Source organism: Roseococcus sp. SDR (assembly GCF_019083995.1).
Classification (GTDB): domain Bacteria; phylum Pseudomonadota; class Alphaproteobacteria; order Acetobacterales; family Acetobacteraceae; genus Roseococcus.
In genome coordinates, this window is the sequence record NZ_JAHRCU010000009.1 from 41,774 (window position 1) to 63,557 (window position 21,784).

Here is a 21,784-nt window from a genome sequence, read left to right on the forward strand (position 1 = left end):
CTTATCGTCTGGCCAGGCTCAGCACGCCCGCCAGGACCGCCAGCACCGCCCCGCAGTAAAACCCCATCCACGGCCCCGCCAGGGTGAAGCAGGCGGCCGCCGTCGTCGCCCCCAGGCTTTGCCCCAGCACGCGCGCCGTGGCCTGCATGCCACCCGCGCTGCCCGCGCGGTGGCGCGGCGCGCTGGAGAGGATCGCGCGGTTGTTCGGCGCCTGGAAGCAGCCGAAGCCCACCCCCGCCAGCAGCAGCGCGCCGCAGACCCAGAGGCTGGCCGGAATGCTCCCCAGCAGGATCAAGGCCAGCGCCAGCACGCCGCCACCCGCCGCGACGGGCAGGGCCGAGGCCGTGCGATCCGCGAAGCGTCCGGCGATGGGCGCCAGCAACCCGACCGCGATCGGATAGGGCGTGATGATCAGCCCGATCTGCACCGGCGTGAATCCCGCCGCCGAGAGGTGGAAGGGCATGGAAATGACCGTCACCATATGCGCCGCGAACATGCAGATGGAGGCGGCGATCGCCAGCCGCACCGTACGGATGCGCAAGAGGTCCAGCGGCAGCAGCGGCACGGCGCGCGCCATCTCCCGACGGATCAGCAGCGCGCCGGTGAAGATGCCCAGCGCCAGCGCGACGAAGCCCGGCACCGGCCAATGCAGGATGAGATCGAGCCCGAGGAAGACCAGCCCGAAGGCGGCCACGTTCATCGCCGCCGCGCCGAGGTCGAAGGCGCGCGCCTGGGGCGGCACGTCGGGCAGCACGCGCGCGCCGAAGATCAGCGCGGCCAATCCCACGGGAAGGTGCACCAGGAACACCGCCGGCCAATTCGCCACCGCCAGCACGGCCGCTCCCAGCGAAGGGCCGGTCGCCGAGCACAGCGCCACCACCATGGCGTTGAAGCCGATGGCGCGGCCCAGCTGCGCGATGGGATAGGTGTGGCGCACCAGCCCCGACATCAGGCTCATCACCGCCGCGCCGCCCAGCCCCTGCGCGATGCGCGCGGCCAGCAGCGCCTCGAAGCTCGGCGCCAGCGCGGAGCACAGCGCGGCCAGGAGAAACAGCGCCAGCCCGGCATTCCAGACGCGCTTGAACCCCGCAATCTCGCCCAGCGCCGCGAAGGGGATGAGCGTGCCGACGACGGTGATCTGGTAGGCATTCACCACCCAGACCGATTCCGCCGGCGTCAGCCCGAGGTCCCGCGCCGCCGAGGGCAGCGCGATATTGACCATCGCGGCATCGAGCACGGTGAGCGCGATCCCCGCCGCGATGCAGGCGGCGGCGCGGGTGCGTCTGGGTTCGGGAAGGCCGTCCGCCTCGGCGTTCACGCCGCGTGCGAGACCTTCCGCGCGGCCTGCGGCAGCGATACGCCGACCAGATGGTCGCGCGAGACGATGGCGGTCAGCTCATCCTCGCTCCAGCCCTCGGTGCCGGGCGGCCGCATCGGCAGCACCATCCAGCGGAAATCCGCCGTGCTGTCCACCACGCGCACCTGGATGCCGGCCGGCAGCACCGTGCCGAATTCGGCCAGCACCGCGCGGGGTTCACGCACGGCGCGCGAGCGATAGGCGGCCGATTTGTACCAATGCGGCGGATAGCCGATCACCGCGCGCGGGTAGCAGGAGCAGAGCGTGCAGACGACCAGGTGATGCACGCTCTCCGTGTCTTCCAGCACGCCGAGCGGCGGGTTGCCCTTCATCGAGACGCCCATGGCCTCGGCCGCGGCCGTGCCGTCGCGCAGCAGGAATGCGCGCCACTCCGGGTCGATCCAGGCGCGGGCCACCATGCGGGCGCCGGTCTCGGGATTCGCGCGCTCGGCGATGGTCCGGCGCAGCGCAATCTCCTCCTCGGTCACGATCCCGCGCGACTTCAGCGCGGCGACCAGCTTTTCCAGGAGGGCGACGCTTTCCGGGCGTGCTTCGTAGCCGGCCATGATTACGCCTCCTCCAGCCAGTGTTCGAACAATTCGATCAGCAGCGTGTCGCCGGGCTCGCCCTCGTTCCAGACGGGCGGCTGGTCGAACAGCACATGGTACAGCACGCGCGGCTCGGCCGGGCGGTTGAAGGCGATGTCCTCGGGGTTGGGGAAGGTGCCCAGCGCCCGCGTCACCGTGCCCAGGCGGCCGCGCACATAATGCGGCGTGCGCAGGTGCAGCCGCGCGATGCGCTCCGGCCGCGCATCCTTCACCCGCACGCGCTGCCCGGCCTTGAAGCGGGCGGCCGCGATGTCACCCACGCCGGTGCTCACTGCAGTTCCTCCCAGCTCACCGCGCCCTTGGCGAGCATGACGGCGGCGATCGCCCGCAGCCATTTCTCGTAATAGGTCAGGCCGAAATACTCGGCCTCGGGCAGGCTTTCGATGTTCAGGCGCTGCTCATCGGTGGTCAGCAGGCCCTTCTCGCGCAGCACCACGCGGAGCGCGTCCACGCGCTTGCCGAAATCATCGGGCGGGCCGTCGGCATCGGGCTCGACGGGGGTGCAGCGGAAGCGGGGATTGCCGCCCAGGTCGTGCTGGGCCGGCGCGGGTGCGGGCGTGTCCATGTCCCCAGCCTAAGCCTGCCTGCCACGCCCTCGCAACCGGCTCGGCGCGCCGTCTTCACCGGTTCGTAAGCCTGCCCCGGCATATTCCGGCCATGACGCCCCGCTTCCCCTCCGCCGGCGCGCTGCCCGAGCGCCTGGCGCTGGCCACCCGCCCCGATGCGCCCCTGCTGTTGCTGGCGGCGGATGAGGCCGCCCCGGTGCGGCTCGCCGTCGCCGCCAACCCGCATGCGCCCGCCCTCGCCGATGCCCTGCTGGCGCGCGACCCGGTGGCCGAGATCCGCGCACGGCTCGCCCGCAAGCTCGCCTGGCACGCGGCGGAGCTGGCCCGGATGGACTGGAGCCGGCTGCGGCAACTCGCGGGCGACGGATCGCCCCAGGTGCGCCACGCGGTGGCCGATACCCTGGCCGACCTGCACGACGCCCCGCATGACCTGGTCCTCGCCCTCGCACGCGACGCCGAACCCAGCGTGAGCGAACCACTGATCCGCCTCTCGCGCGTGCTGACCGAGGATGACCTGATCGCCCTCGTCCAGGCGCCACCCGGGGCGGAGGCCCGGCAATCCGTCGCGCGGCGGCTGAACGTCCCGGAAGCTGTGGCGGCAGCCATCCTGCGCAGCGGTGATCCGGTGGCCATGGCCGCGCTCCGTCGCAACCCCACGGCGCGCCTGCCGGACATGCGGGGGCATGGACCAATCGCGCCAAAGGTCGGTGTCATCGAAGCTTCACAAATCTGAAACACCAGCGTCTCCCCGGCCGCCTACCCCTCCGCCCGCTGAGACGCGGGCCGAGCCCCGCGGATGCCCGATCAAAACGGAGACTCTTGTGAACCGACGCTCCCTCCTGGCCCTGCCCGCCCTTCTGCCGCTGCTGCCCCGCACGGGCTTCGCGCAGCAGGCCACCATCACCGGTGCCGGCGCCACCTTCCCCCGCCCCGTCTATGAGCGCTGGGGCCAGGCCGCCCGCGAGGGCGTGGGCGTGACCCTCAACTACCAGTCCATCGGCTCGGGCGGCGGCATCAATCAGATCACCAACCGCACCGTGGATTTCGGCGCGACCGACGCGCCCCTCTCCGAGGCCCAGCTGCGCGAGCGCAACCTGATCCAGTTCCCGACGGTGATGGGCTCGGTCGTTCTCATCGTGAACCTGCCCGGCGTGGCCGACAACGCGCTGAAGCTCTCGCCCGAGGTGATCACCGACATCTTCCTGGGCCGCATCACCCGCTGGAACGACCCCCGCCTGGTCGAGCTGAACCGCGACATCCGGATGCCGAACCTGCCCGTCTCGCCCGCCTATCGCGCGGATGCCTCCGGCACCACCTTCGTCTTCACCACCTATCTCTCCCGCGTGTCCGAGGCCTGGAAGAATGGCCCGGGGGCCGCGACCAGCGTGCAATGGCCGGTCGGCAACGGCGCGCGCGGCAATGAGGGCGTCTCCAACGCCGTGCGCAACACGCCGGGCGCCATCGGCTATACCGAGAACGCCTATGCCACCGTGAACCGCCTGATCACCACGCAGATCCGCAACAAGGCCGGCAACTTCATCGTGCCCGCCATGCCGAGCTTCCAGGCCGCTGCCGCCGCGGCCGACTGGAACCGCCCCGGCTTCGCGGCCGACATGGTGGACCTGCCGGGCGCCGATGTCTGGCCCATCGTCTCGCCCACCTTCATCCTGCTGCCGACCAACCCGGTGGCGGAGCGCGTGGCGGGCAGCCGCAACACCATGCGCTTCTTCGACTGGGCCTTCCGGAACGGCGCCGACGCCGCCCGCCGCCTGGAATATATCGCGCTCCCCGAAGCGGTGCACACCGCCATCCGCACCAGCTGGGGCCAGGTGCGCGACCCGGCCGGTGCGGCTATCTGGAGCTGACGTCTCAAGGGGGCGGCCATCCGCCCCCTTCCTGTTTCCGCTGAAGGACGAGGTTCCGGCGTGTCGCAATCCATCACCCCCCTCGCCAAGCCGCGCGGCTCCAGCGGGGCGCTCGGGGACAAGCTCTTCGAATGGCTCTGCCGCGGCGCCGGCCTGCTGGTCCTCGCCCTGCTCGGCGCCATCATCCTGACGCTCTTCATCGGCGGGCTGCCGGCCTTCCGGGAATTCGGCCTGCAATTCCTCTGGTCCACCGCCTGGCAGCCGGTCGAGGGGCGCGAGAATTACGGCGCGCTGGTGCCGGTGCTGGGCACCATCGTCACCTCCATCCTCGCCATCCTCATCGCCGTGCCCGCCGCCTTCGGCATCGCCTTCTACCTGACCGAGCTGGCGCCGCCCTGGCTGCGCCAGCCCGTCGGCACCGCCATCGAGCTGCTGGCCGCCATCCCCTCCATCATCTTCGGCATGTGGGGCCTCTTCGTCCTGGTGCCGATCATCCAAAACTGGATCCAGCTCCCCTTCGGCGAGGCGCTGAGCGCCCTGCCGGTGATCGGCGCCATCTTCGACAGCAACAACTTCGCCGGCACCTCGGTCTTCGCCGCCTCCATCGTGCTGGCGATCATGATCCTGCCCTTCATCGCCGCCACGATGCGCGACGTCTTCCTCCAGGTCCCGCCGGTCTACAAGGAAAGCGCCTATGGCCTGGGGGCCACGCGCTGGGAGGTGATGCGCGGCGTGGTGATCCCCTACACCCGCGTCTCCGTCGTGGGCGGCATCATGCTGGGCCTGGGCCGCGCGCTGGGCGAGACCATGGCCGTCACCTTCGTCATCGGCAACGCCAACCGCATCTTCACCTCGATCTTCGATCCCTCCACCACCATCGCCTCGGTGGTCGCGATGGAATTCCCGGAGAGCCTGATGGGCAGCCTCAAGCAGTCCTCGCTGCTGGCGCTAGGTTTCCTCCTCTTCGTCATCTCCTTCATCGTGCTGGCCACCTCGCGCTGGCTGCTGCGCTCGCGGCTGAAGTGAGGAGCGCGCCATGAGCACCACGACCTTCAATCCCGCCAGCGCACCCGCCAAGAACATGTCGGTCGCTCGCGCGCTCGGCCGCCGCCGCCGCCTGGTGGACCGGACGATCCAATACGCCTGCGTCGCCGCCACGGTGATAGGGCTGATCTTCCTGGCCTCCATCCTCGTCACGCTCTTCCTGCGCGGCTTCGCCGCCCTGGACTGGACGGTGCTGACCAAGGCCTTCGAACCCACCACCTATGGCGATGACACGGCCCCCCGCGGCGGCCTCTCGCACGCCATCGTCGGCACGCTGATCCAGACGACCCTGGCGACCCTGATCGGCACGCCCATCGGCCTGCTGGTCGGCACCTACCTCGCCGAATATGCGCGTGGCTCGAAGCTGGGCGAGGCGGTGCGCTTCGTCTCGGACGTGCTGCTTTCCGCCCCCTCCATCCTGATCGGCCTCTTCATCTACCAGCTCGTCGTGCTGCCGATGGGCGGCTTCTCGGGCTTCGCCGGCACGCTGGCGCTGGCCGTCATCGTCATCCCCGTCGTGGTGCGGACGACGGAAGACATGCTGCAGCTCATCCCCAACACGCTGCGTGAGGCGGTGGTGGCGCTCGGTGCCCCCAAGTGGAAAATGGTGGTCCTGGTCTGCTGGCGCGCGGCCGTCTCCGGCATCGTCACCGGCATCCTGCTCGCCTTCGCCCGCATCGCGGGCGAGACGGCGCCGCTGCTGCTCACCAGCTTCGGCAACAATGTGATGAGCACGGATCTCTCGACCGCCATGGCGAGCCTGCCGGTCGCCATCTACCAGCAAGCCAATTCCGGCTTCCCCGACCTGATCAGCATCGCCTGGGCGGGCGCGCTGCTCGTCACCCTCGGCGTTCTCGCCGTCAACATCATCGCGCGGGTTCTGCTCCGCAAGCGCAAGTAGAGTGAGGGCATCGCCATGAACTCCGACACCCAGACGAATATCGAGAACACCGGCAGCTTCGGCGGCATGCAGGTGCGCTCCGATGCGGTGCTGAGCACCGACAACCGCATCAGCATCCGCAACCTCGATTTCTACTACGGCCCGACGCTGCCCAAGGCGCTCAAGGGCATCAACCTGAACTTCCCGAACCGCCAGGTGACCGGGATGATCGGCCCCTCGGGCTGCGGCAAGTCCACGCTGCTGCGCGTGATGAACCGCATGTACAGCCTCTATCCCGGCCAGCGCGCCGAGGGCGAGGTGATGATGGATGGCCAGAACCTGATCGATCCCAGCGTGGACATCAACGAGCTGCGCTCCAAGGTCGGCATGGTCTTCCAGAAGCCCACGCCCTTCCCGATGACCATCTATGAGAACATCGCCTTCGGCGTGCGCCTGCACGAGAAGCTCTCCAAGGCCGAGATGGACCAGCGCGTCGAATGGGCGCTGACCCGCGCGGCCATCTGGACCGAGGTGAAGGACCGGCTCCAGGCCAACGCCATGGGCCTCTCCGGCGGCCAGCAGCAGCGCCTGTGCATCGCGCGCACCATCGCCGTCCGGCCCGAGGTGATCCTCTTCGACGAGCCGACCTCCGCGCTCGACCCGATCAGCACGCTGAAGATCGAGGAGCTGATCGACGAGCTGAAGCGCGACTTCACCATCGCCATCGTCACGCACAACATGCAGCAGGCGGCGCGCTGCGCGGACCAGGTGGCCTTCTTCTACCTGGGCGAGCTGATCGAGGTGGCGCCGGCGGCCGAGATGTTCACCGCCCCCAAGCAGCGCAAGACCCAGGAATACATCACCGGCCGGTTCGGCTGAGGAGCAGTCAGATGCCCAATGGTTCCCCCTCGCACATCGTCAAATCCTACGAGGAAGACCTCAAGCGCCTGCGCGAGATGATCGCCCGCATGGGCGGCCTCGCCGAGCGCCAGGTGGCCGACGCCGCCGATGCCCTGATCCGCCGCGACAACAAGCTCGCCGCCGAGGTGGTGGCGCGCGACAAGCTGCTGGACGACATGGAGCGCGAGGTGGAGCAGTTCTGCGTCCGCCTCCTGGCGCTCCGTCAGCCCATGGCGCAGGACCTGCGCCTCATCATCGCCTGCATGAAGATCAGCCAGGACCTGGAGCGCATCGGCGACTATGCGCGCAACGGCGCCAAGCGGGCCATCGTCGTCTCCCAGCAGCCGCTGCTGGGCAGCCTCAACGGCTTCGAGCGCATGGCCGAGCTGGTGCAGGAGAACCTCAAGGGCGCGATCGACGCCCTCGTCGAGGAAGACCACGCCCAGGCCGACGCCGTCTGGGCGAATGACGAGCCGATCGACGGCATCTACAACGGCATCTTCCGCGAGATGCTGACCTTCATGATGGAAGATCCGCGGAACATCACCGCCGCCACGCACCTGCTCTTCATCGCGAAGAACATGGAGCGCATCGGCGACCACGCGACCAACATCGCCGAGCGCGTGCATTTCGCCGTGCTCGGCACGCCGCTGACCGAGGAGCGCCCCAAGGCGGATGTCTCCACCTCGGCGGTCGTCGAGCCCCCGGCTTAAGGAGTGCGCGCCATGCCCGAAGGCTTCCATGGCGGGGCCAAGCCCACCATCCTCGTCGTCGAGGACGAAGCGGCCCTGCTCGCCCTGCTGCGCTACAACCTCGAGCGCCAGGGCTTCCATGTCGAGGAAGCGACCGACGGGCAGGAGGCGCTGATCCGTATCGCCGAAGCCAAGCCCGACCTGGTGCTGCTCGACTGGATGCTGCCCGCCATGTCCGGCATCGAGGTCTGCCGCCAGATCCGCCGCCGCCCCGCCACGCGCGACCTGCCGGTCATCATGGTCACCGCCCGCACCGAGGACCAGGACGCGGTCCGCGCGCTGGACACCGGCGCCGATGACTACATCGCCAAGCCCTTCGCGGTGGAGGCGCTTCTCGCCCGCATCCGCGCTTTGCTGCGCCGTTCCGCCAGCGTGCCGGCCAAGGGCAGCATCACCTATGCCGACCTCGCGATGGACCAGGACGCGCACCGCGTCACGCGCAATGGCCGCGCGCTGCATCTGGGCCCCACCGAATACCGGCTGCTGGAATTCTTCCTCAGCCACCCGCGCCGCGTCTTCACGCGCGAGCAGCTGCTCGACGCCGTCTGGGGCCGCGACATCCATGTGGAGCTGCGCACGGTGGATGTGCATATCCGCCGCCTGCGCAAGGCGATCAACGAGGAAGGCGAGGTGGACCTGATCCGCACCGTCCGCTCGGCCGGCTACGCGCTGGACGCCGACGGCGGCTGAGCCGGCCGGCCCCGGCGCGCGCATGAAAAAGGGGGCGTGCCGGCGACCGGCACGCCCCCTCTGACGTCTGCGGCGGATCAGACCATCCAGTCATTGCCGAAGATGCTGGCCACGCCGGCGAGCGTGAAGGTCTCGGTGAACCCACCGAGTTCCTGGATCTGGAACTGGCCGTTGCCGAGGCCCACGACGGTCACCCCGAGGCTGTAGCCCGTGAGAACCAGCCGGTCACCGCCCGACGCCGCGCCATTCGCGTTGAAGTCGAAGATGGCATCACCCTCCACCTGACCACGGGCCAGATAGAAGCGATCATCGCCAGCACCGCCGAACATCTGATCCGCGCCGGCGCCGCCATAGATGCTGTCATTGCCCAGGCCGCCATGGATCGTGTCGGCGCCGCCATCGCCATAGAGGATGTCGTTGTTGTCGCCGCCATCCACATAGTCGGTGCCATTGCCGCCATAGAGCAGGTCGCTGCCGACGCCGCCGATGAGGCTGTCCGCACCGCCCATGCCGTACATGGTGTCATTGCCGGAGTCGCCCTGGAGGTAGTCGACATCGCCGCCGCCGGTCACGGAATCCGCGCCCTCGCCGGCGATGACCTGGTTGAAGCCGGCGCCGACCGTGATGCGGTCATCACCAGAGCCGCCATCCACGTAGTCATTGCCCGATCCGGTGGAGATGGTGTCGGCACCGGTGCCGCCGAAGACCTGGTTCACACCATCGCCGGCATTGATCGAGTCGTTCGCATCGCCGCCTGAAATATAGTCATTGCCGCTGCCGGCGTTGATGGTGTCGAGGCCGAAGCCGCCATAAACCTGGTTCGCGCCGTCCCCGGCATTGATGGAGTCGTCGCCCGCGTCACCGGTGATGTAGTCATTGCCGCCGAGCGCGATGATCGTGTCACCCCCGGCGCCGCCGAAGACCTGATTGTCGCCGGTACCGGCTTCGAGACGGTCATTGCCTGCGCCGCCAAGCAGCGTGTCCGCATCCTCACCACCGCGAAGGACGTCGTCGCCATCACCACCATCCAGGTAGTCCCGGCCGACGCCACCGATCAGCGTGTCATTGCCGCCGAAGCCGAAAAGGGTGTCATTGCCCTCGCCGCCGTCCACCCGCTCGGCCAGGGAGCGGCCCTCGAAATAGTCATGTCCATCGAGGAGGTTATAGGTAACCACACTCAAGGGACGGCCGGTCGCAATGATGCGATCAGCCAAGTTGGTGCCGGTAAACGTGCCGCTCATGACAATGACCTTTTCGTTTTCCCGTCGGGGGGGGGGATAGGGGGCAGATCACAGAAATAGATGCCTGCGACGACAATGCGAAACCAACCAATCAGAGAGTGAGCCAACACTTGCTCCCGCCTGGGTTGCGTTTTTCTCACATGTATTTTTTTTGGCTCAAGTCAGATCAATAATAGCGCCGTATGCCTGTTTTGATGCTCGGTCGCATAAAGTGGTATCAGTTTTCTGTCCTTGCCCCACGGCATGGACTCTTCGCGCGTTCTGGACGCACCTCTTTCAGATTATGATGCAGATTGCACGGAAGCGTTATGGATTAATTTTCAGTAATTTTTTGGGGCCGTGGAGCACGCTCGGCCGCGCCGAGCCCACAAAAAAAGCCGCGCATGACCCGGGTCATGCGCGGCCTCGTGCCATGCCCCCCGGGATCGGGGGGCATGCCGTCGCGTCAGATCACCAGTTCGATCAGGAAGGGCCCGGGCCGGGCGAAGCTCTGCGCCATCAGGTCCGCCACCTGGTCCAGCGTGGTGGCCTGCGCGGCCTCCACCCCCATGGATTCAGCGAGCTTGACCCAGCCGATATCCGGATTGCCCAGATCCAGCATGTTCATCGCCGTCGGGCCCGGATTGGCGCCCACATTGTGATACTCGCCGATCAGGATCTGGTACTTGCGGTTGGAGAGGATGATCGTCGTCACCGGCAGCTTCTCGCGCGCCTGGGTCCAGAGGCCCTGCACCGTGTACATGGCCGAGCCATCCGCCTGCAGCGCGATCACGCGCCGCCCGCCGCCACCGATCGCCGCACCCGTCGCCAGCGGCACGCCGCAGCCGATGGCGCCGCCCGTGATCTGCAGCCAGTCATGCGCGGGCGCCGCATGGGTGTGCGGGAAGAAGCCGCGGCCATAGCTCACCGCCTCATCCACGATGATCGCCCCTTCCGGCATGAGTGCGGCGACCGTGCGCGCCAGGCCCTCGGGCGTCGGTCCGCCGCGCACCGCCTCGGGGCGCGGGCCCGGATCAGGCATCGCGACCTTCGGCGCGCTCAGCTCATCGGCGAGCGCGCGCAGCGCCGCCACGGCATCCTGCTCCGGGCGCGTCAGCACGGTGATGCCGGCGCCCTCCGGGTAATGCTTGGAAGGCATGTTCGGATAGGCGAAGAAGCCGATCGGCGCCTTGGACCCGACCAGGATGATCTGCTCGTAATCCTTCAGCCGCGCGATGGCCTGGTCCGCCGGATAGGGCACGCGCTCGAGCTGCAGGCGGCCGCGGCCGCGCTGGAACTTCGCGTTGGAGGTCTCGGCCAGCAGATGCGCGCCGGTCGCGGCCGCGATCCGGTTGGCCTCGATCTGCGCCGCCTCGCTCGTGCCCATGGTGCCGCCCAGCAGCACCAGCACGTTCTTCTTCTCGCGCAGCACGCGCGCGGCATTGCGGATGGCGTGCATCTCGGCCTGCGGCACGGCCGGCACCGGCAGCGCATCCGCCACCACGCCGCCCTCATCCCAGCAGGTGTCGGAGGGCAGGATCATGGTGGCGATCTGCCCGGGCGAGGTGCGGGCGGCCTGCACCGCCGTCGCGGCATCGGCGCCCACATCGGCGGCCTTGGTGCTGGTGCGCACCCATTGCGAGACGCCGCGCGCGAAGCCCTCGGTATCGGCCGTCAGCGGCGCGTCATAGGGGCGGTGATAGGTCGCCTGGTCACCCACGCAATTCACGATGCCCGAGCGCGCACGCCGGGCGTTGTGCAGGTTGGACAACCCGTTCGCGAGGCCCGGGCCGCAATGCAGCAGCGTGACCGCGGGCTTGCCCGTCATGCGCCAATAGCCATCCGCGGCGCCGGTCACGACATTCTCCTGCAGGCCGAGCACGCAGCGCATGCCGGGGATGCGGTCCAATGCGGCCACGAAATGCATCTCGCTGGTGCCAGGGTTGGAGAAGCAGACCTCCACGCCGCTCTTCAGCAGGCTGTGGACAAGGCTTTCGGCACCGTTCACGCAAATTCTCCCCAAGTGTCAAAATGGCAGGCTGGACCCGCAGGGCAGCCTGGGCCACAGATGGCTTCCGGGCAAGACGGGGGTCGCGATGTCGAAGTCCACGGGCAGCAAGATCTGGTTCATCGGCTTCATCGTGGGCGCGCTGGCCATGATGGCCTTCCACCAGGCCTTCCTCCACGTGCTGCACCACCACGCCCATAAGATCCCCATGGTCACCGATGCCATCGGGCGCTTCCCCATGGCCTTCGATTTCCGCCCCGTGTCGCCCTATGGCATCCCCATGCTGGCCCTGCTGGGCCTCTGGGGCGGGGTCTGGGGCATCATCATCGCAGTGCTGGTGCGCATCACCCGCGTCGGCAATTTCGACCTGCCGCTCGGCCTCCTCTTCGGCGGCATCGCCATCACCGCCGCCGAGACCACCGGCCTGCCCGCGCTGATCGGCCTGCCCGTGCTCAACAGCGCCAATGAACCCGCCCTGATCCGCGCCGCCATCCTCAATGCGAGCTTCGGCTTCGGCACGGTCTTCTTCCTGCGCCCCTTCGCGGTGCGCGGCTGAACCGCCATATGGCGGGCATGGACACGCCCGACCTCCAGGTCCGCCCGGACCCCGCCGACCCCCGCCTGACCCGCCGCGTCACCGGCCTCGACCACACCGGCGCCGAGGTGGAGACCAGCGTCACCATGGAACGCCCGCTCACGCTCTACCTGAACGGGCAGGAGATCGTGACGATGATGACGATCCTCGACCGCCCGGAGGATCTCGCGGTCGGCTACCTGCTGAACCAGGGCATGCTCCGCGCGGAAGATCGCCTGACCGGCGTGGATTACGATGACGACCTGGGCGTCGTCGTCGTCCGCACCGAGGCGCGCACGAACTTCGAGGAGAAGCTGAAGAAGAAGACGCTCACCTCCGGCTGCGCCCAGGGCACCGCCTTCGGCGACCTGATGGAGGGCTTCGCCAGCGTGAGCCTCTCCACCGAGGTGAAGCTCCGCACCAGCGACCTCTATCGCCTGCTGCACCGGATCAACACCATTCCCTCGCTCTATCTCGAGGCCGGCGCCATCCATGGCTGCGCGCTGGCCCTGGCCGACCAGCCGCTCTGCTACATGGAAGATGTCGGCCGCCACAACGCGGTGGACAAGATCGCGGGCTGGATGTTCCGGAACGGCATCCCGGGCGCCGACAAGATCTTCTACACCACCGGCCGCCTGACGTCCGAGATGGTGATCAAGACCGTCCGCATGGGCATCCCCATCCTGCTCTCCCGCTCCGGCTTCACCGCCTGGGGCGTGGAGCTGGCGCGCGAGGCGAACCTGACGCTGATCGGCCGCTGCAAGGGCAAGCGCTTCACCGTGCTGGCGGGCGAGGGCCGCATGGTCTTCGACGCCGATCTTCGCTACGTCGAGGAGGAGAGCGCGAAACACTGGCGCAAGAACGCGGCGGAAGCAGAATAGGACGCCGCCGCCCAACAAACCGGCAAGTCGTCCGGTCAAAAAATGTCCATGCGGGCCAAAACCCCTTTTCTTCGGGGTTGAGCGGCGCATCATCGCCTGATGACCGCGCCCCGCCAGATGGCCCTCGCCACCCTCGTCCAGCCCAATGGCAATCACCTCGCCGCCTGGCTCGCCCCCGGCGCGCAGCCCGATGCGGGCACCGACATCGCCTGGTGGCAGCGCATCGCGCAGATCGCGGAAGCCGGGAAGTTCGACCTCTTCTTCATCGCCGACACGCCCACCGTGCGCACCGACGACATGCGCATCTGGAGCCACGCGCCCGTCTTCATGAACCAGCTGGAGCCGCTGACCCTGCTCTCCGCCGTCGCCGGCGCCACGAAGCGCATCGGCCTCGGCGCCACCGTCTCCACCAGCTTCAGCGAGCCCTACAATGTGGCGCGCTTCTTCGCCTCGCTCGATCACATCTCGCAGGGGCGCGCGGCCTGGAACGTCGTCACCTCGGCCAATGACTACGCCGCGCGCAATTTCGGCCATGCCAAGCTGGCGCCCCATGGCGAGCGCTACGAGCGCGCTGGCGAATTCGTGGAGGTCGTGAAGAAGCTCTGGAACAGCTGGGAGCCGGATGCCTTCGTCTATGACACGACGGAAAAGCTCACCTTCGACCCCGCGAAGTTCCACCTGGTCCAGCATGAGGGCAAGCATTTCCGCGTCCATGGCGGGCTGAACATCGCCCCCGCGCCGCAGGGCCATCCCGTCATCATCCAGGCCGGCGCATCGGACACCGGCAAAGAGCTCGCCGCCGCCACGGCGGAGGTGGTCTTCGGCACCTCGGCCACCATCAAGAGCGCCGTGGCCTTCTACCAGGACCTCAAGGGCCGCATGGCGAAATACGGCCGCGCGCCGGAGACCCTGAAGATCCTGGGCGGCATCACCGTCATCGTCGGCGACACCGCCGAGGAAGCGGAGGCGCTCAACCGCGAATACCAGGAGCTGCTGCACCCCGCCGTCGGCGTCATGCGCCTAGGCCAGGATCTCGAGACCGACCTCAGCGACCTGCCGCTGGACGAGCCGGTGCCCGAGCACCGCATCCCCGCCGCCAGCAACCACCACCAGGCCTATTTCGCCGAGATCGCCGGCCTGATCCGCGAGGGCCTGACCCTTCGCCAGGTCGCCATGCGCTACAACCGCAGCAAGGCGACGCTGTGCGGCTCGCCCAGCCAGATCGCCGATCTCATGCAGGAATGGATGGAAGCCGGCGCCTGCGACGGCTTCATGGTGACCTTCCCGGTCATGCCGCGCGGCCTGCAGGATTTCGTGGACAAGGTCGTGCCCGAACTCCAGCGCCGCGGCCTCTGCCGCCAGGACTACACGGGCACGACGCTGCGCGAGCATCTCGGCCTGCCGCGCCCCCGCCACCCCGCCCAGGAGACCCCAGCATGACCTTCCCCCGCCGCTCGCTGCTCGCCAGCCCCTTGGCGCTCCCGGCGCTGGCCACCGCGCAGACGGTGGATGGCTGGCCCAACCGCCCGGTGCGCCTCGTCATCGCCTTCGCCGCCGGCGGCGCGCTGGATGCCATCGCCCGCTCGATGGGCCGGCACATGGAGCGCGAATACGGCCAGCCCTTCGTGACGGATGCGCGCAGCGGCGCGGGCGGGCGCATCGGCACCGCGCATGTCGGCCGCTCGCCCGGCGATGGCTATACGCTGCTCGTCACCAGCAGCGCGGCCCACGGCGTGGCCCCGGGCCTCTACCCGGACCTGCCCTATCACCCGATGAACGACTTCACCCATATCGGGCTCGTCGGCACCGCTCCCATGGTGCTGCTGACCAGCGGCAATGCCCCCTATCGGGACCTTGCCGGCCTCGTCGCCTCCGCCCGCGCACGCGGCACGCCGGTGAATTTCGGCTCGCCCGGCATCGGCAGCCTCGGCCACCTGACGGGCGAACTCGCCGGCCGCACGCTGGGCATCCCGGTGCAGCATGTCTCCTACCGAGGCTCAGCCCCGGCGCAGCTCGACATGCTGGCCGGGCAGCTGGAGCTGGTCTCGGACAACCCCTCCTCCCACAGCGGGCCGATGCAGGCAGGCCGCATCCGCTGCCTCGCCGTGGCGGCCCCCCAGCGCATGGCCGCCTTCCCCGATGCGCCGACCTGGGCCGAACAGGGCTTCCCGCAGATGGTCGCCAGCGCCTGGTACGGCTTCTCCGGCCCGGCCGGCATGCCACCCGCGTTGGTGACCCGCCTCAACGCCAGCCTGGCCGCCTGGCTCGCCACGGCCGAGGCGCAGGAGCTGCTGCGCGGCATGGCGATGCAGCCGGAAGGGCGCATGTCCTCGGCGCAGTACACCGCCTTCGTGGCCTCGGAAGTGGCGCGATGGGCGCAGGTGGCGCGGGACGCGAATGTCAGGGTGGAAGGGTAAGCGGGGCCTCCGGCAGCTGGGGCCGAAAGGCCCCAGACCCCGGCAATTGACGGGCGCGCCCAAGGCCAACACAAGCGCCTGATGCACGATACCTATGGCGTCATCCTGGCTGGCGGCCTCGCGCGCCGAATGGGCGGCGGCGACAAGCCGCTTCGGCCCCTCGCAGGCAAGCCAATGCTTGATCACGTCATCGCCCGCCTCGCGCCCCAATGCGCCGCCCTGGCACTCAACGCCAATGGCGACCCCACGCGCTTCGCGGCCCATGGCCTGCCCGTCCTGCCCGACACCCTGCCCGACCACCCGGGCCCCCTCGCCGGCATCCTCGCCGCCATGGAAGCCTCGCCGCTCCCCTGGATCGTCACCGTCCCCGGCGATTCCCCCTTCCTGCCAAACGACCTCGTCGCCCGCCTCCACGCGGCGCGCGAGGCCGCCGGCACGCCCATGGCCTGCGCCGCCTCGGGCGGCTACACGCATCCGCCCATCGCCCTCTGGCCGCGCGACCTCGCCCCCGCTTTGCGCCAGGCCGTGGCGGAAGGCGAACGCAAGATCGACCGCTGGACCGCCCGCCACGGCGTCGCCACCGCCGAATGGCCCACCACCCCCTTCGATCCCTTCTTCAACGCCAATACTCCCGAGGAACTGGCCGAAGCCGAGAAGCTCTTGCTCAACCGGGGCGTTTCGCCGTAACGGATGATCCGCCTTTTCCGGGAGAAAAGAACATGAAATCCGTCATCACCGGCATCCTCGCCGCCACCATCCTGTCCCTTGCCGCCGCCTTCGTGCTGGACACGCGCGTGCAGGAAACGGTGGACGAGCGCTTCGCCACTTCCGGCGTCCGTCTTTGATGGGACGGCACGAAGGCGTGGCCTTCGTGCCCCTCAAGCGCCGGCGGGCCGCGTCCGCGGTCCTAGGCTTCGCGGCATAAGCCGCGGGGCGCATTCGCGCCCTCGGCCCTACGGGCCGTAGTTTTTTCCTGATGCGGCCCCTCAGGGCCGCAGCACCACCCGCCCCACCGCCCGCCGTCCGCGCACTTCCGCCATCGCCTCGCGGAACTGCGCGAGCGGGAAGCCCGCATGCACCTCCGGCCGCAGCTTCCCTGCCGCCCACCAGACCATGAGCTGATCCCACAGCGCCCGCACGCGCGGTGCATGGCCCTCGCGCCCATCCCCCGGCGACCAGCCGAGATAGGTGCCCCAGTTCAGCCCGGCCACCGCGATGTTCTTCAGCAGCAGGATATTGGCCGGCACGCTCGGGATGCGCCCCGCCGCATAGCCCACCGTCACCAGCGTGCCGCCATCGGCGAGACACCGCAGGGATTCATCGAAGACATCGCCGCCCAGCGTGTCCAGCACGCAGGCCACCCCCGCGCCGCCGGTCACGTCCCGCACCGCCTCGCGGAAGGGCGCATCGCTCTCCAGCACCAGATCGGCGCCGCGCGCCTGCAGCATCGCATGCTTCGCCGCCCCCGCCCGCGCAATGACCTTCGCCCCCAGCGCCTTCAGGATCTCGACCCCCGCCAGCCCCACGCCGCCGGCCGCGCCATGCACCAGCACCCAGTCGCCTGCCTGCACCCGCCCGCGCCACATCAGGGCCGAGGCCGCGGTCGGGTAGCTGATCGGGAAAGCCACGGCCGGTTCCAGCGGCAGTCCGTCCGGGATGGGCACGACGTGGACGGCGTCCACCACCGCCTCCTCCGCGAAGCCGCCCCAGTCCAGCGCCGCGAAGACCCGCGTCCCCACCGGCAGCGGCCCTTCCAGCACGGTGCCCACCACCTCCGTCCCCGGCGCGAAGGGCAGGGGCGGCTTGCGCTGATACTTCCCCGCGACCACGAGCTGCACCGCGAAGGAGACGCCCGCCGCCGCGATCTTGATCCGCACCGCGCCGGGCCGCATCGGCGGGCGAGGCACCTCCTTCACCTCCAGCGCGTCGAAATCGCGCCAGGATTCGCACACCAGTGCCCGCATCATCTCACTCACCCTTGATGTCCGCCTCGCGGATCAGCCTTCCGAAGCGTTCGAACTCCGCGCGCGTGAATTCCGCAAAGGCGGAGGGCGTGCTCGCCACCGGCTCCGCCCCCATCGAGGCGAAGCGCGCCTGCGCCTCGGGCGTCGCCGCCATCCGCGCCACGCTTTCCTGGATGCGATTGGCCAGCGCGGGCGCCATGCGCGGCGGCCCCCACATCCCGTACCAGGTCGTCATCTCATAGCCCGGCACCGTCTCGGCCACCGTCGGCAGATCAGGCTGCGCCGGCAGCCGCGCCGAGGTCGTCACCGCCAGCGCCCGCAGCCGCCCCGACCGCACATGCCCGGCCGAGGAGGCGAGGCTGTCGAACATCACCTGCACCGTGCCGCCCAGCAGGTCCTGCAAGGCAGGGCCGGAGCCGCGATAGGGCACATGCACCATGTCCGTCCGCGTCATCAGCTTGAACAGCTCGCCCGCCAGATGCGGCGCACCGCCGATGGAGGAGGAGGCATAGGAGAGCCGCCCCGGCTGCGCCCGCGCGAGCGCGATCAGCTCAGCCACATTCCGCGCCGGCACCGCCTCATTCACCACCAGGACCAGCGGCACCTTCACGATTTCGCTGATCGGCGTGAAGTCGGTCAGCGCGTCATAGGGCATGTTGCGCTGGAGATGCGGCACGATGACATGCGCGGACGCATTCACCAGCAGCATCGTTCCATCGGTCGCGGCGCGCGAGACCTCCCCCGCGCCGATGGCACCCCCCGCCCCCGGCCGGTTCTCCACCAGCGAGGGCTGCATCCCCGCGGACGCCACACGCCCCACAAGGTCGGTCGGCCCGCCGGGCGGATAGGGGACGATGAAGCGTGTCGGCCGCTCCTGCGCCTGTGCCAGCCCCGCGCAGCCCAGCATCGGCATGGCCAGCATGGCCCGTCTCGTCGCGTTCATCCGCCCTCCCTTTCCAGTCGTGGATTTTGGGGGATGATAGGCGCAACACAGAGGAACGCCATGTCCCAACCCTTGAAGCCCTATGAAGGCCTGGTCGTGCTGGACGCCGCGCAGGGCATTGCCGGCCCCTATTGCGGCATGCTGCTGGCCCAGGCCGGCGCCACCGTCATCAAGCTGGAGCCGCCCAAGGGCGATTGGTCCCGCGGCCTCACCTCCCGCGCCGGCAGCCACAGCGTCATGCACACCGCCTTCAACCGCGGCAAGCGCAGCCTGGTGCTGGACCTGGCCACGGAAGAAGGCCAGGCGCGCGTGAAAAAGCTCGCCGCCCGCGCCGATATCCTGATCGAGGCCTTCCGCCCCGGCGTTGCCGCCCGCATCGGCCTCGGCCCCGAAGCGGCGAAGGAAGATGCCGTCTGCGTCTCCGTCTCCGGCTTCGGCCAATCCGGCCCCTATCGCGAACGGCCCTGCACCGATGGCATCGCCCAGGCCTTCTCCGGCCTCGTCGCGGTGAACACCGGCGCGGATGGCGTGCCGCACAAGACCGGCACGCTGGTGGTGGATGTCGTCACCGGCATTTCCGCCTTCGCCGCCTGCCAGGCGGCACTCGCCGAACGCGCGCAGGATGCCGCCGCGGGCCGCCCGGGCCGCCGCCGCCACCTCGATGTCTCGCTGATGCAGACCGCGGCCTCGCTGCTCGTGCTGCCCATCTCGGAATCCGGCCTGCTCGGCCGCCTGCCGGGCGAGCTGAACACGCCCGCCGGCAGCTATCCCACCAAGGATGGCGCCTGGATCATGTTCGCCCTGGTGCGCGAGGAGGAATGGGTGAATCTCTGCCGCACCATCAAGCGCGAGGACCTGTTGGAAGACCCGCGCTTCACCGATTTCAAGACGCGCTTCGCCAACAAGCCCGCGCTGATCTCCATCCTGCGCGACGAGTTCATGACGCGTGACGCCGCCGAATGGGTCGCGCTGCTGCAAGCTGCGCGCCTGCTCTGTGACCGGGTGAACACGCCGCTCGAATTCCTGGCCGATCCGCATGTCCAGGCCGTGGGCGCCGCGCCCGTTCTGCAGCAGCCGGAGCTGGGCGCGCTTCCCTTCCCGGCCATCCCGGGCTTCGGCGCCTGGGAGGAGACCGCCCCCGCGCTGGGCGAGGACACCGAGGCGCTGCTTTCCGAATGGGGGATCTGAACCATGGCCCATGACGCCCAGGGCAACCGCGCCACCTTCGCCTCCGCCGAGGCCGCCCACGCCTTCGACCACATGGTGGAGGGCTTTCTGAAGTACCGCCTGGACACGCCGCTGCGCCTCAAGGCCGTGCTGCAGCTCGATCCCGAGGCGCCGCTGCCCGTCATGATGAAGGCCGGCTTCGCCATGCTGGCCTACAAGGCCGCCCATGTGCCGGCCGCGAAATCCGCGCTCGACCAGGCCCGCAAGCTCGGCGGCAATGCGCGCGAGCAGATGCACCTGGCCGCGCTCGACGCCTGGGCCGAGGGCGGGCAGGACCGCGCCATCGCCATCTGGGAGCGCATCATCGCCGAGCACCCGCGCGACATCCTGGCCTTCCGCTTCCACCACTTCGCCGCCTTCTGGATGGGCAAGGCGCCCGCCATGTGGAACGCGGTGGAGGGCATCCTGCCGCATTGGGATGGCGAGGTGCCGGGCTATGGCTCCGTGCTGGCCTGCCGCGCCTTCGCCAATGAGGAGGCCGGCAACCTGCTCATCGCCGAGCATGCGGGGCGCGAGGCCATCCGCCGCGACCCGGCCGATCTCTGGGCCGCCCATGCGGTCGCCCATGTGCTGGAGATGCAGGGCCGCCGGGCCGAGGGCATCGCCTGGATCACCGGCCTGCGCCCGCATTTCGAGGGCGGCAACAACCTGATGCATCACATCGACTGGCACCAGGCCATGTTCCACCTGGAGCGCGGCGAGCATGCCGAGGTGCTGCACCTCTACGACACCGGCTTCCGCAACCTGGAGAGCCCGGTCACGCAGATGCAGCCCGACCTCTACATCGACTGCCAGAACGCCGCCTCCATGCTCTTCCGCCTGGAGCGCCAGGGCGTGGATGTGGGCAACCGCTGGGAGGAACTGGCCGAGAAGGCCGAGGCCCGCATCGGCGACTGCCTCTCGGCCTTCACCCTGCCGCACTGGATGATGGCGCTCTGCGCCGCCGGCCGCTTCGAGGCGGCGGACCGCATGCTGGCCGCCATGCGGGACTACGCGGCCAGCAACACGGGCGAAAACCCGCGCGTGGTGCGCGAGGCCGCACTCCCCTGCTGCGAGGCGGTGCTGCTGCGCGCGCGGGGGATGCCTGCGGCGGCGGTCGCCGTGATGCGCCCGGCGCTCGGCGGGATGCATGAGCTGGGCGGCAGTCACGCCCAGCAGGACGTGCTGGAGCAGCTTTTCCTCGATTGCGCGGTCGCGGCCGGGCTGCAGGCCGATGCCGAGCTGCTGCTGGAGCGCGTCACCGGCCGCTGGCCGACGCCCCCCGATCGCCGGGTGGGATATCGCTCGGCGGCGGTGGGCTGGCGGGGCTGACCCCGCGCCACGCCTTCAGCGGCAACCAACACGCTCAACCCCTTGTCCTGATTCAATGATTTGACAGGAAAATCTTTTTGCGGTGTCAATCGGGAAGGGGCCGAGTATATAGCGGCCCTGACTCAAGGGGTGAGCCAGGCGGGGTGGCCAGATCGTCGAAGATCGCCCCTTCGCAGGTTGAAAGGCGCCCCCTCACCATGACGAAAGGTCTGTAGCCTTTGCTGCACACGAGATGGATGTTCCGTGTTTTCGCCCTGGCGCTCCTGCCCGGCTGCGGCATGCAATGGCCCGATTTCACGCCGATCGCCTCCAGTGCGCCCCCCCCGCCCGTCGTCGAGGCGCCGCGCGGCCCTGATCCCCTGGGCGACTTCGCCGAAACCGCCACCCCCGGCGGCGTGGGCTTCGTGAACGGTGAGCGCGCCCGCCTCGTGCGCTCCTACAACGCCGCCAGCGGACGCGAATGCCGCGAGATCATCCTGGGCTCCGGCGGTGCCGAGCGCGTGGCGGTGGCCTGCCGCAACAGCGCGGGCCAGTACGTCTCCTCCACCCCGCTGCTGCGCGGCAGCCTCAGGTAGCC

Annotated in this window: 24 protein-coding genes; 16 read left to right on the forward strand and 8 right to left on the reverse strand. The window is 69.3% G+C overall.

Annotated elements, in window-relative coordinates:
- Position 1: 1 nt before the first annotated feature.
- From KTR66_RS11825 to KTR66_RS11840, 4 genes are read right to left on the reverse strand one after another with little or no spacing between them, the layout of a single operon-like run.
- Complete coding sequence (locus tag KTR66_RS11825; RefSeq protein ID WP_213612807.1) at positions 2-1,318, reverse strand: MFS transporter; 1,317 nt, start codon at positions 1,316-1,318, stop codon at positions 2-4.
- Entirely contained in the window at positions 1,315-1,923 is a 609-nt protein-coding gene (locus tag KTR66_RS11830; RefSeq protein WP_213612808.1) for a nitrile hydratase subunit alpha, read from the reverse strand. Before KTR66_RS11830 ends, KTR66_RS11825 begins: the two co-directional genes overlap by 4 nt.
- Positions 1,924-1,925: 2 nt before the next feature.
- Complete coding sequence (locus KTR66_RS11835) at positions 1,926-2,237, reverse strand: SH3-like domain-containing protein (RefSeq protein WP_371819107.1); 312 nt, start codon at positions 2,235-2,237, stop codon at positions 1,926-1,928.
- Positions 2,234-2,530 carry an SH3-like domain-containing protein gene (locus KTR66_RS11840; RefSeq protein ID WP_213612810.1) on the reverse strand — a complete coding sequence of 99 codons (297 nt, stop codon included), beginning with the start codon at positions 2,528-2,530 and terminating at the stop codon, positions 2,234-2,236. The genes KTR66_RS11835 and KTR66_RS11840 overlap by 4 nt, the downstream gene beginning before the upstream one ends.
- 92 nt (positions 2,531-2,622) lie before the next feature.
- On the opposite strand from KTR66_RS11840, the gene KTR66_RS11845 reads away from it, so the two are divergent.
- The 7 genes from KTR66_RS11845 to phoB all read left to right on the forward strand — a co-directional run bounded on the left by KTR66_RS11845 (position 2,623) and on the right by phoB (position 8,662).
- Positions 2,623-3,264: a DUF2336 domain-containing protein gene (locus KTR66_RS11845; RefSeq protein ID WP_213612811.1), complete on the forward strand. Its 642-nt coding sequence runs from the start codon at positions 2,623-2,625 to the stop codon at positions 3,262-3,264.
- Positions 3,265-3,352: 88 nt separating this feature from the next.
- Positions 3,353-4,396 (forward strand): phosphate ABC transporter substrate-binding protein PstS, encoded by a 1,044-nt coding sequence (gene pstS / locus KTR66_RS11850; RefSeq protein WP_371819108.1) that lies wholly within the window; start codon positions 3,353-3,355, stop codon positions 4,394-4,396.
- 60 nt (positions 4,397-4,456) lie between these two features.
- Complete coding sequence (pstC, locus tag KTR66_RS11855; protein WP_213612813.1) at positions 4,457-5,422, forward strand: phosphate ABC transporter permease subunit PstC; 966 nt, start codon at positions 4,457-4,459, stop codon at positions 5,420-5,422.
- A gap of 10 nt (positions 5,423-5,432) precedes the next feature.
- Positions 5,433-6,341 carry a phosphate ABC transporter permease PstA gene (pstA, locus tag KTR66_RS11860; protein WP_213612814.1) on the forward strand — a complete coding sequence of 303 codons (909 nt, stop codon included), beginning with the start codon at positions 5,433-5,435 and terminating at the stop codon, positions 6,339-6,341.
- Between the two features lie 66 nt (positions 6,342-6,407).
- Complete coding sequence (gene pstB / locus KTR66_RS11865) at positions 6,408-7,199, forward strand: phosphate ABC transporter ATP-binding protein PstB (protein ID WP_249732073.1); 792 nt, start codon at positions 6,408-6,410, stop codon at positions 7,197-7,199.
- 11 nt (positions 7,200-7,210) lie between these two features.
- Complete coding sequence (gene phoU, locus KTR66_RS11870) at positions 7,211-7,933, forward strand: phosphate signaling complex protein PhoU (protein ID WP_213612816.1); 723 nt, start codon at positions 7,211-7,213, stop codon at positions 7,931-7,933.
- Between the two features lie 12 nt (positions 7,934-7,945).
- Entirely contained in the window at positions 7,946-8,662 is a 717-nt protein-coding gene (gene phoB, locus KTR66_RS11875; protein WP_213612817.1) for a phosphate regulon transcriptional regulator PhoB, read from the forward strand.
- 77 nt (positions 8,663-8,739) lie between these two features.
- Here the strand turns inward: phoB and KTR66_RS11880 are convergent, their stop codons facing one another.
- Together KTR66_RS11880 and KTR66_RS11885 are read right to left on the reverse strand one after the other, a co-directional pair.
- Positions 8,740-9,903 (reverse strand): calcium-binding protein, encoded by a 1,164-nt coding sequence (locus KTR66_RS11880; RefSeq protein WP_213612818.1) that lies wholly within the window; start codon positions 9,901-9,903, stop codon positions 8,740-8,742.
- A gap of 445 nt (positions 9,904-10,348) precedes the next feature.
- Positions 10,349-11,890 carry an acetolactate synthase large subunit gene (locus tag KTR66_RS11885; RefSeq protein WP_213612819.1) on the reverse strand — a complete coding sequence of 514 codons (1,542 nt, stop codon included), beginning with the start codon at positions 11,888-11,890 and terminating at the stop codon, positions 10,349-10,351.
- A gap of 88 nt (positions 11,891-11,978) precedes the next feature.
- Here KTR66_RS11885 and KTR66_RS11890 point away from each other — a divergent pair, with 88 nt between their 5' ends.
- From KTR66_RS11890 to KTR66_RS25080, 6 genes are all read left to right on the forward strand, one after another.
- Positions 11,979-12,446 (forward strand): hypothetical protein, encoded by a 468-nt coding sequence (locus tag KTR66_RS11890; RefSeq protein WP_213612820.1) that lies wholly within the window; start codon positions 11,979-11,981, stop codon positions 12,444-12,446.
- 17 nt (positions 12,447-12,463) lie between these two features.
- Positions 12,464-13,345: a formate dehydrogenase accessory sulfurtransferase FdhD gene (gene fdhD, locus KTR66_RS11895; RefSeq protein ID WP_213612939.1), complete on the forward strand. Its 882-nt coding sequence runs from the start codon at positions 12,464-12,466 to the stop codon at positions 13,343-13,345.
- Positions 13,346-13,444: 99 nt separating this feature from the next.
- Positions 13,445-14,785, forward strand: a complete 1,341-nt coding sequence (locus KTR66_RS11900; protein ID WP_213612821.1) for an LLM class flavin-dependent oxidoreductase — start codon at positions 13,445-13,447, stop codon at positions 14,783-14,785.
- On the forward strand, positions 14,782-15,762 hold the full coding sequence (locus KTR66_RS11905) for a tripartite tricarboxylate transporter substrate binding protein (protein ID WP_213612822.1): 981 nt from the start codon (positions 14,782-14,784) through the stop codon (positions 15,760-15,762). Before KTR66_RS11900 ends, KTR66_RS11905 begins: the two co-directional genes overlap by 4 nt.
- A gap of 81 nt (positions 15,763-15,843) precedes the next feature.
- Positions 15,844-16,449 carry a molybdenum cofactor guanylyltransferase MobA gene (gene mobA / locus KTR66_RS11910; protein WP_213612823.1) on the forward strand — a complete coding sequence of 202 codons (606 nt, stop codon included), beginning with the start codon at positions 15,844-15,846 and terminating at the stop codon, positions 16,447-16,449.
- A gap of 32 nt (positions 16,450-16,481) precedes the next feature.
- A complete protein-coding gene (locus tag KTR66_RS25080) occupies positions 16,482-16,607 on the forward strand; it encodes a hypothetical protein (protein WP_256437564.1) in 126 nt (41 codons plus the stop codon).
- Positions 16,608-16,748: 141 nt separating this feature from the next.
- Here KTR66_RS25080 and KTR66_RS11915 read toward each other — a convergent pair whose 3' ends face one another.
- Both KTR66_RS11915 and KTR66_RS11920 read right to left on the reverse strand, forming a co-directional pair.
- A complete protein-coding gene (locus KTR66_RS11915; protein ID WP_249732074.1) occupies positions 16,749-17,729 on the reverse strand; it encodes an NADPH:quinone oxidoreductase family protein in 981 nt (326 codons plus the stop codon).
- Between the two features lies 1 nt (position 17,730).
- Positions 17,731-18,669 carry a tripartite tricarboxylate transporter substrate binding protein gene (locus KTR66_RS11920; RefSeq protein WP_213612825.1) on the reverse strand — a complete coding sequence of 313 codons (939 nt, stop codon included), beginning with the start codon at positions 18,667-18,669 and terminating at the stop codon, positions 17,731-17,733.
- 60 nt (positions 18,670-18,729) lie between these two features.
- Between KTR66_RS11920 and KTR66_RS11925 the strand changes: the two genes are divergently transcribed.
- The 3 genes from KTR66_RS11925 (at position 18,730) to KTR66_RS11935 (ending at position 21,782) form a co-directional block, all read left to right on the forward strand.
- Positions 18,730-19,857, forward strand: coding sequence for a CaiB/BaiF CoA-transferase family protein (locus KTR66_RS11925; RefSeq protein WP_213612826.1), 1,128 nt, complete (start codon positions 18,730-18,732; stop codon positions 19,855-19,857).
- Between the two features lie 3 nt (positions 19,858-19,860).
- Positions 19,861-21,207 carry a tetratricopeptide repeat protein gene (locus KTR66_RS11930; protein WP_213612827.1) on the forward strand — a complete coding sequence of 449 codons (1,347 nt, stop codon included), beginning with the start codon at positions 19,861-19,863 and terminating at the stop codon, positions 21,205-21,207.
- Between the two features lie 236 nt (positions 21,208-21,443).
- On the forward strand, positions 21,444-21,782 hold the full coding sequence (locus KTR66_RS11935; RefSeq protein ID WP_213612828.1) for a DVU3141 family protein: 339 nt from the start codon (positions 21,444-21,446) through the stop codon (positions 21,780-21,782).
- Positions 21,783-21,784: the final 2 nt, after the last annotated feature.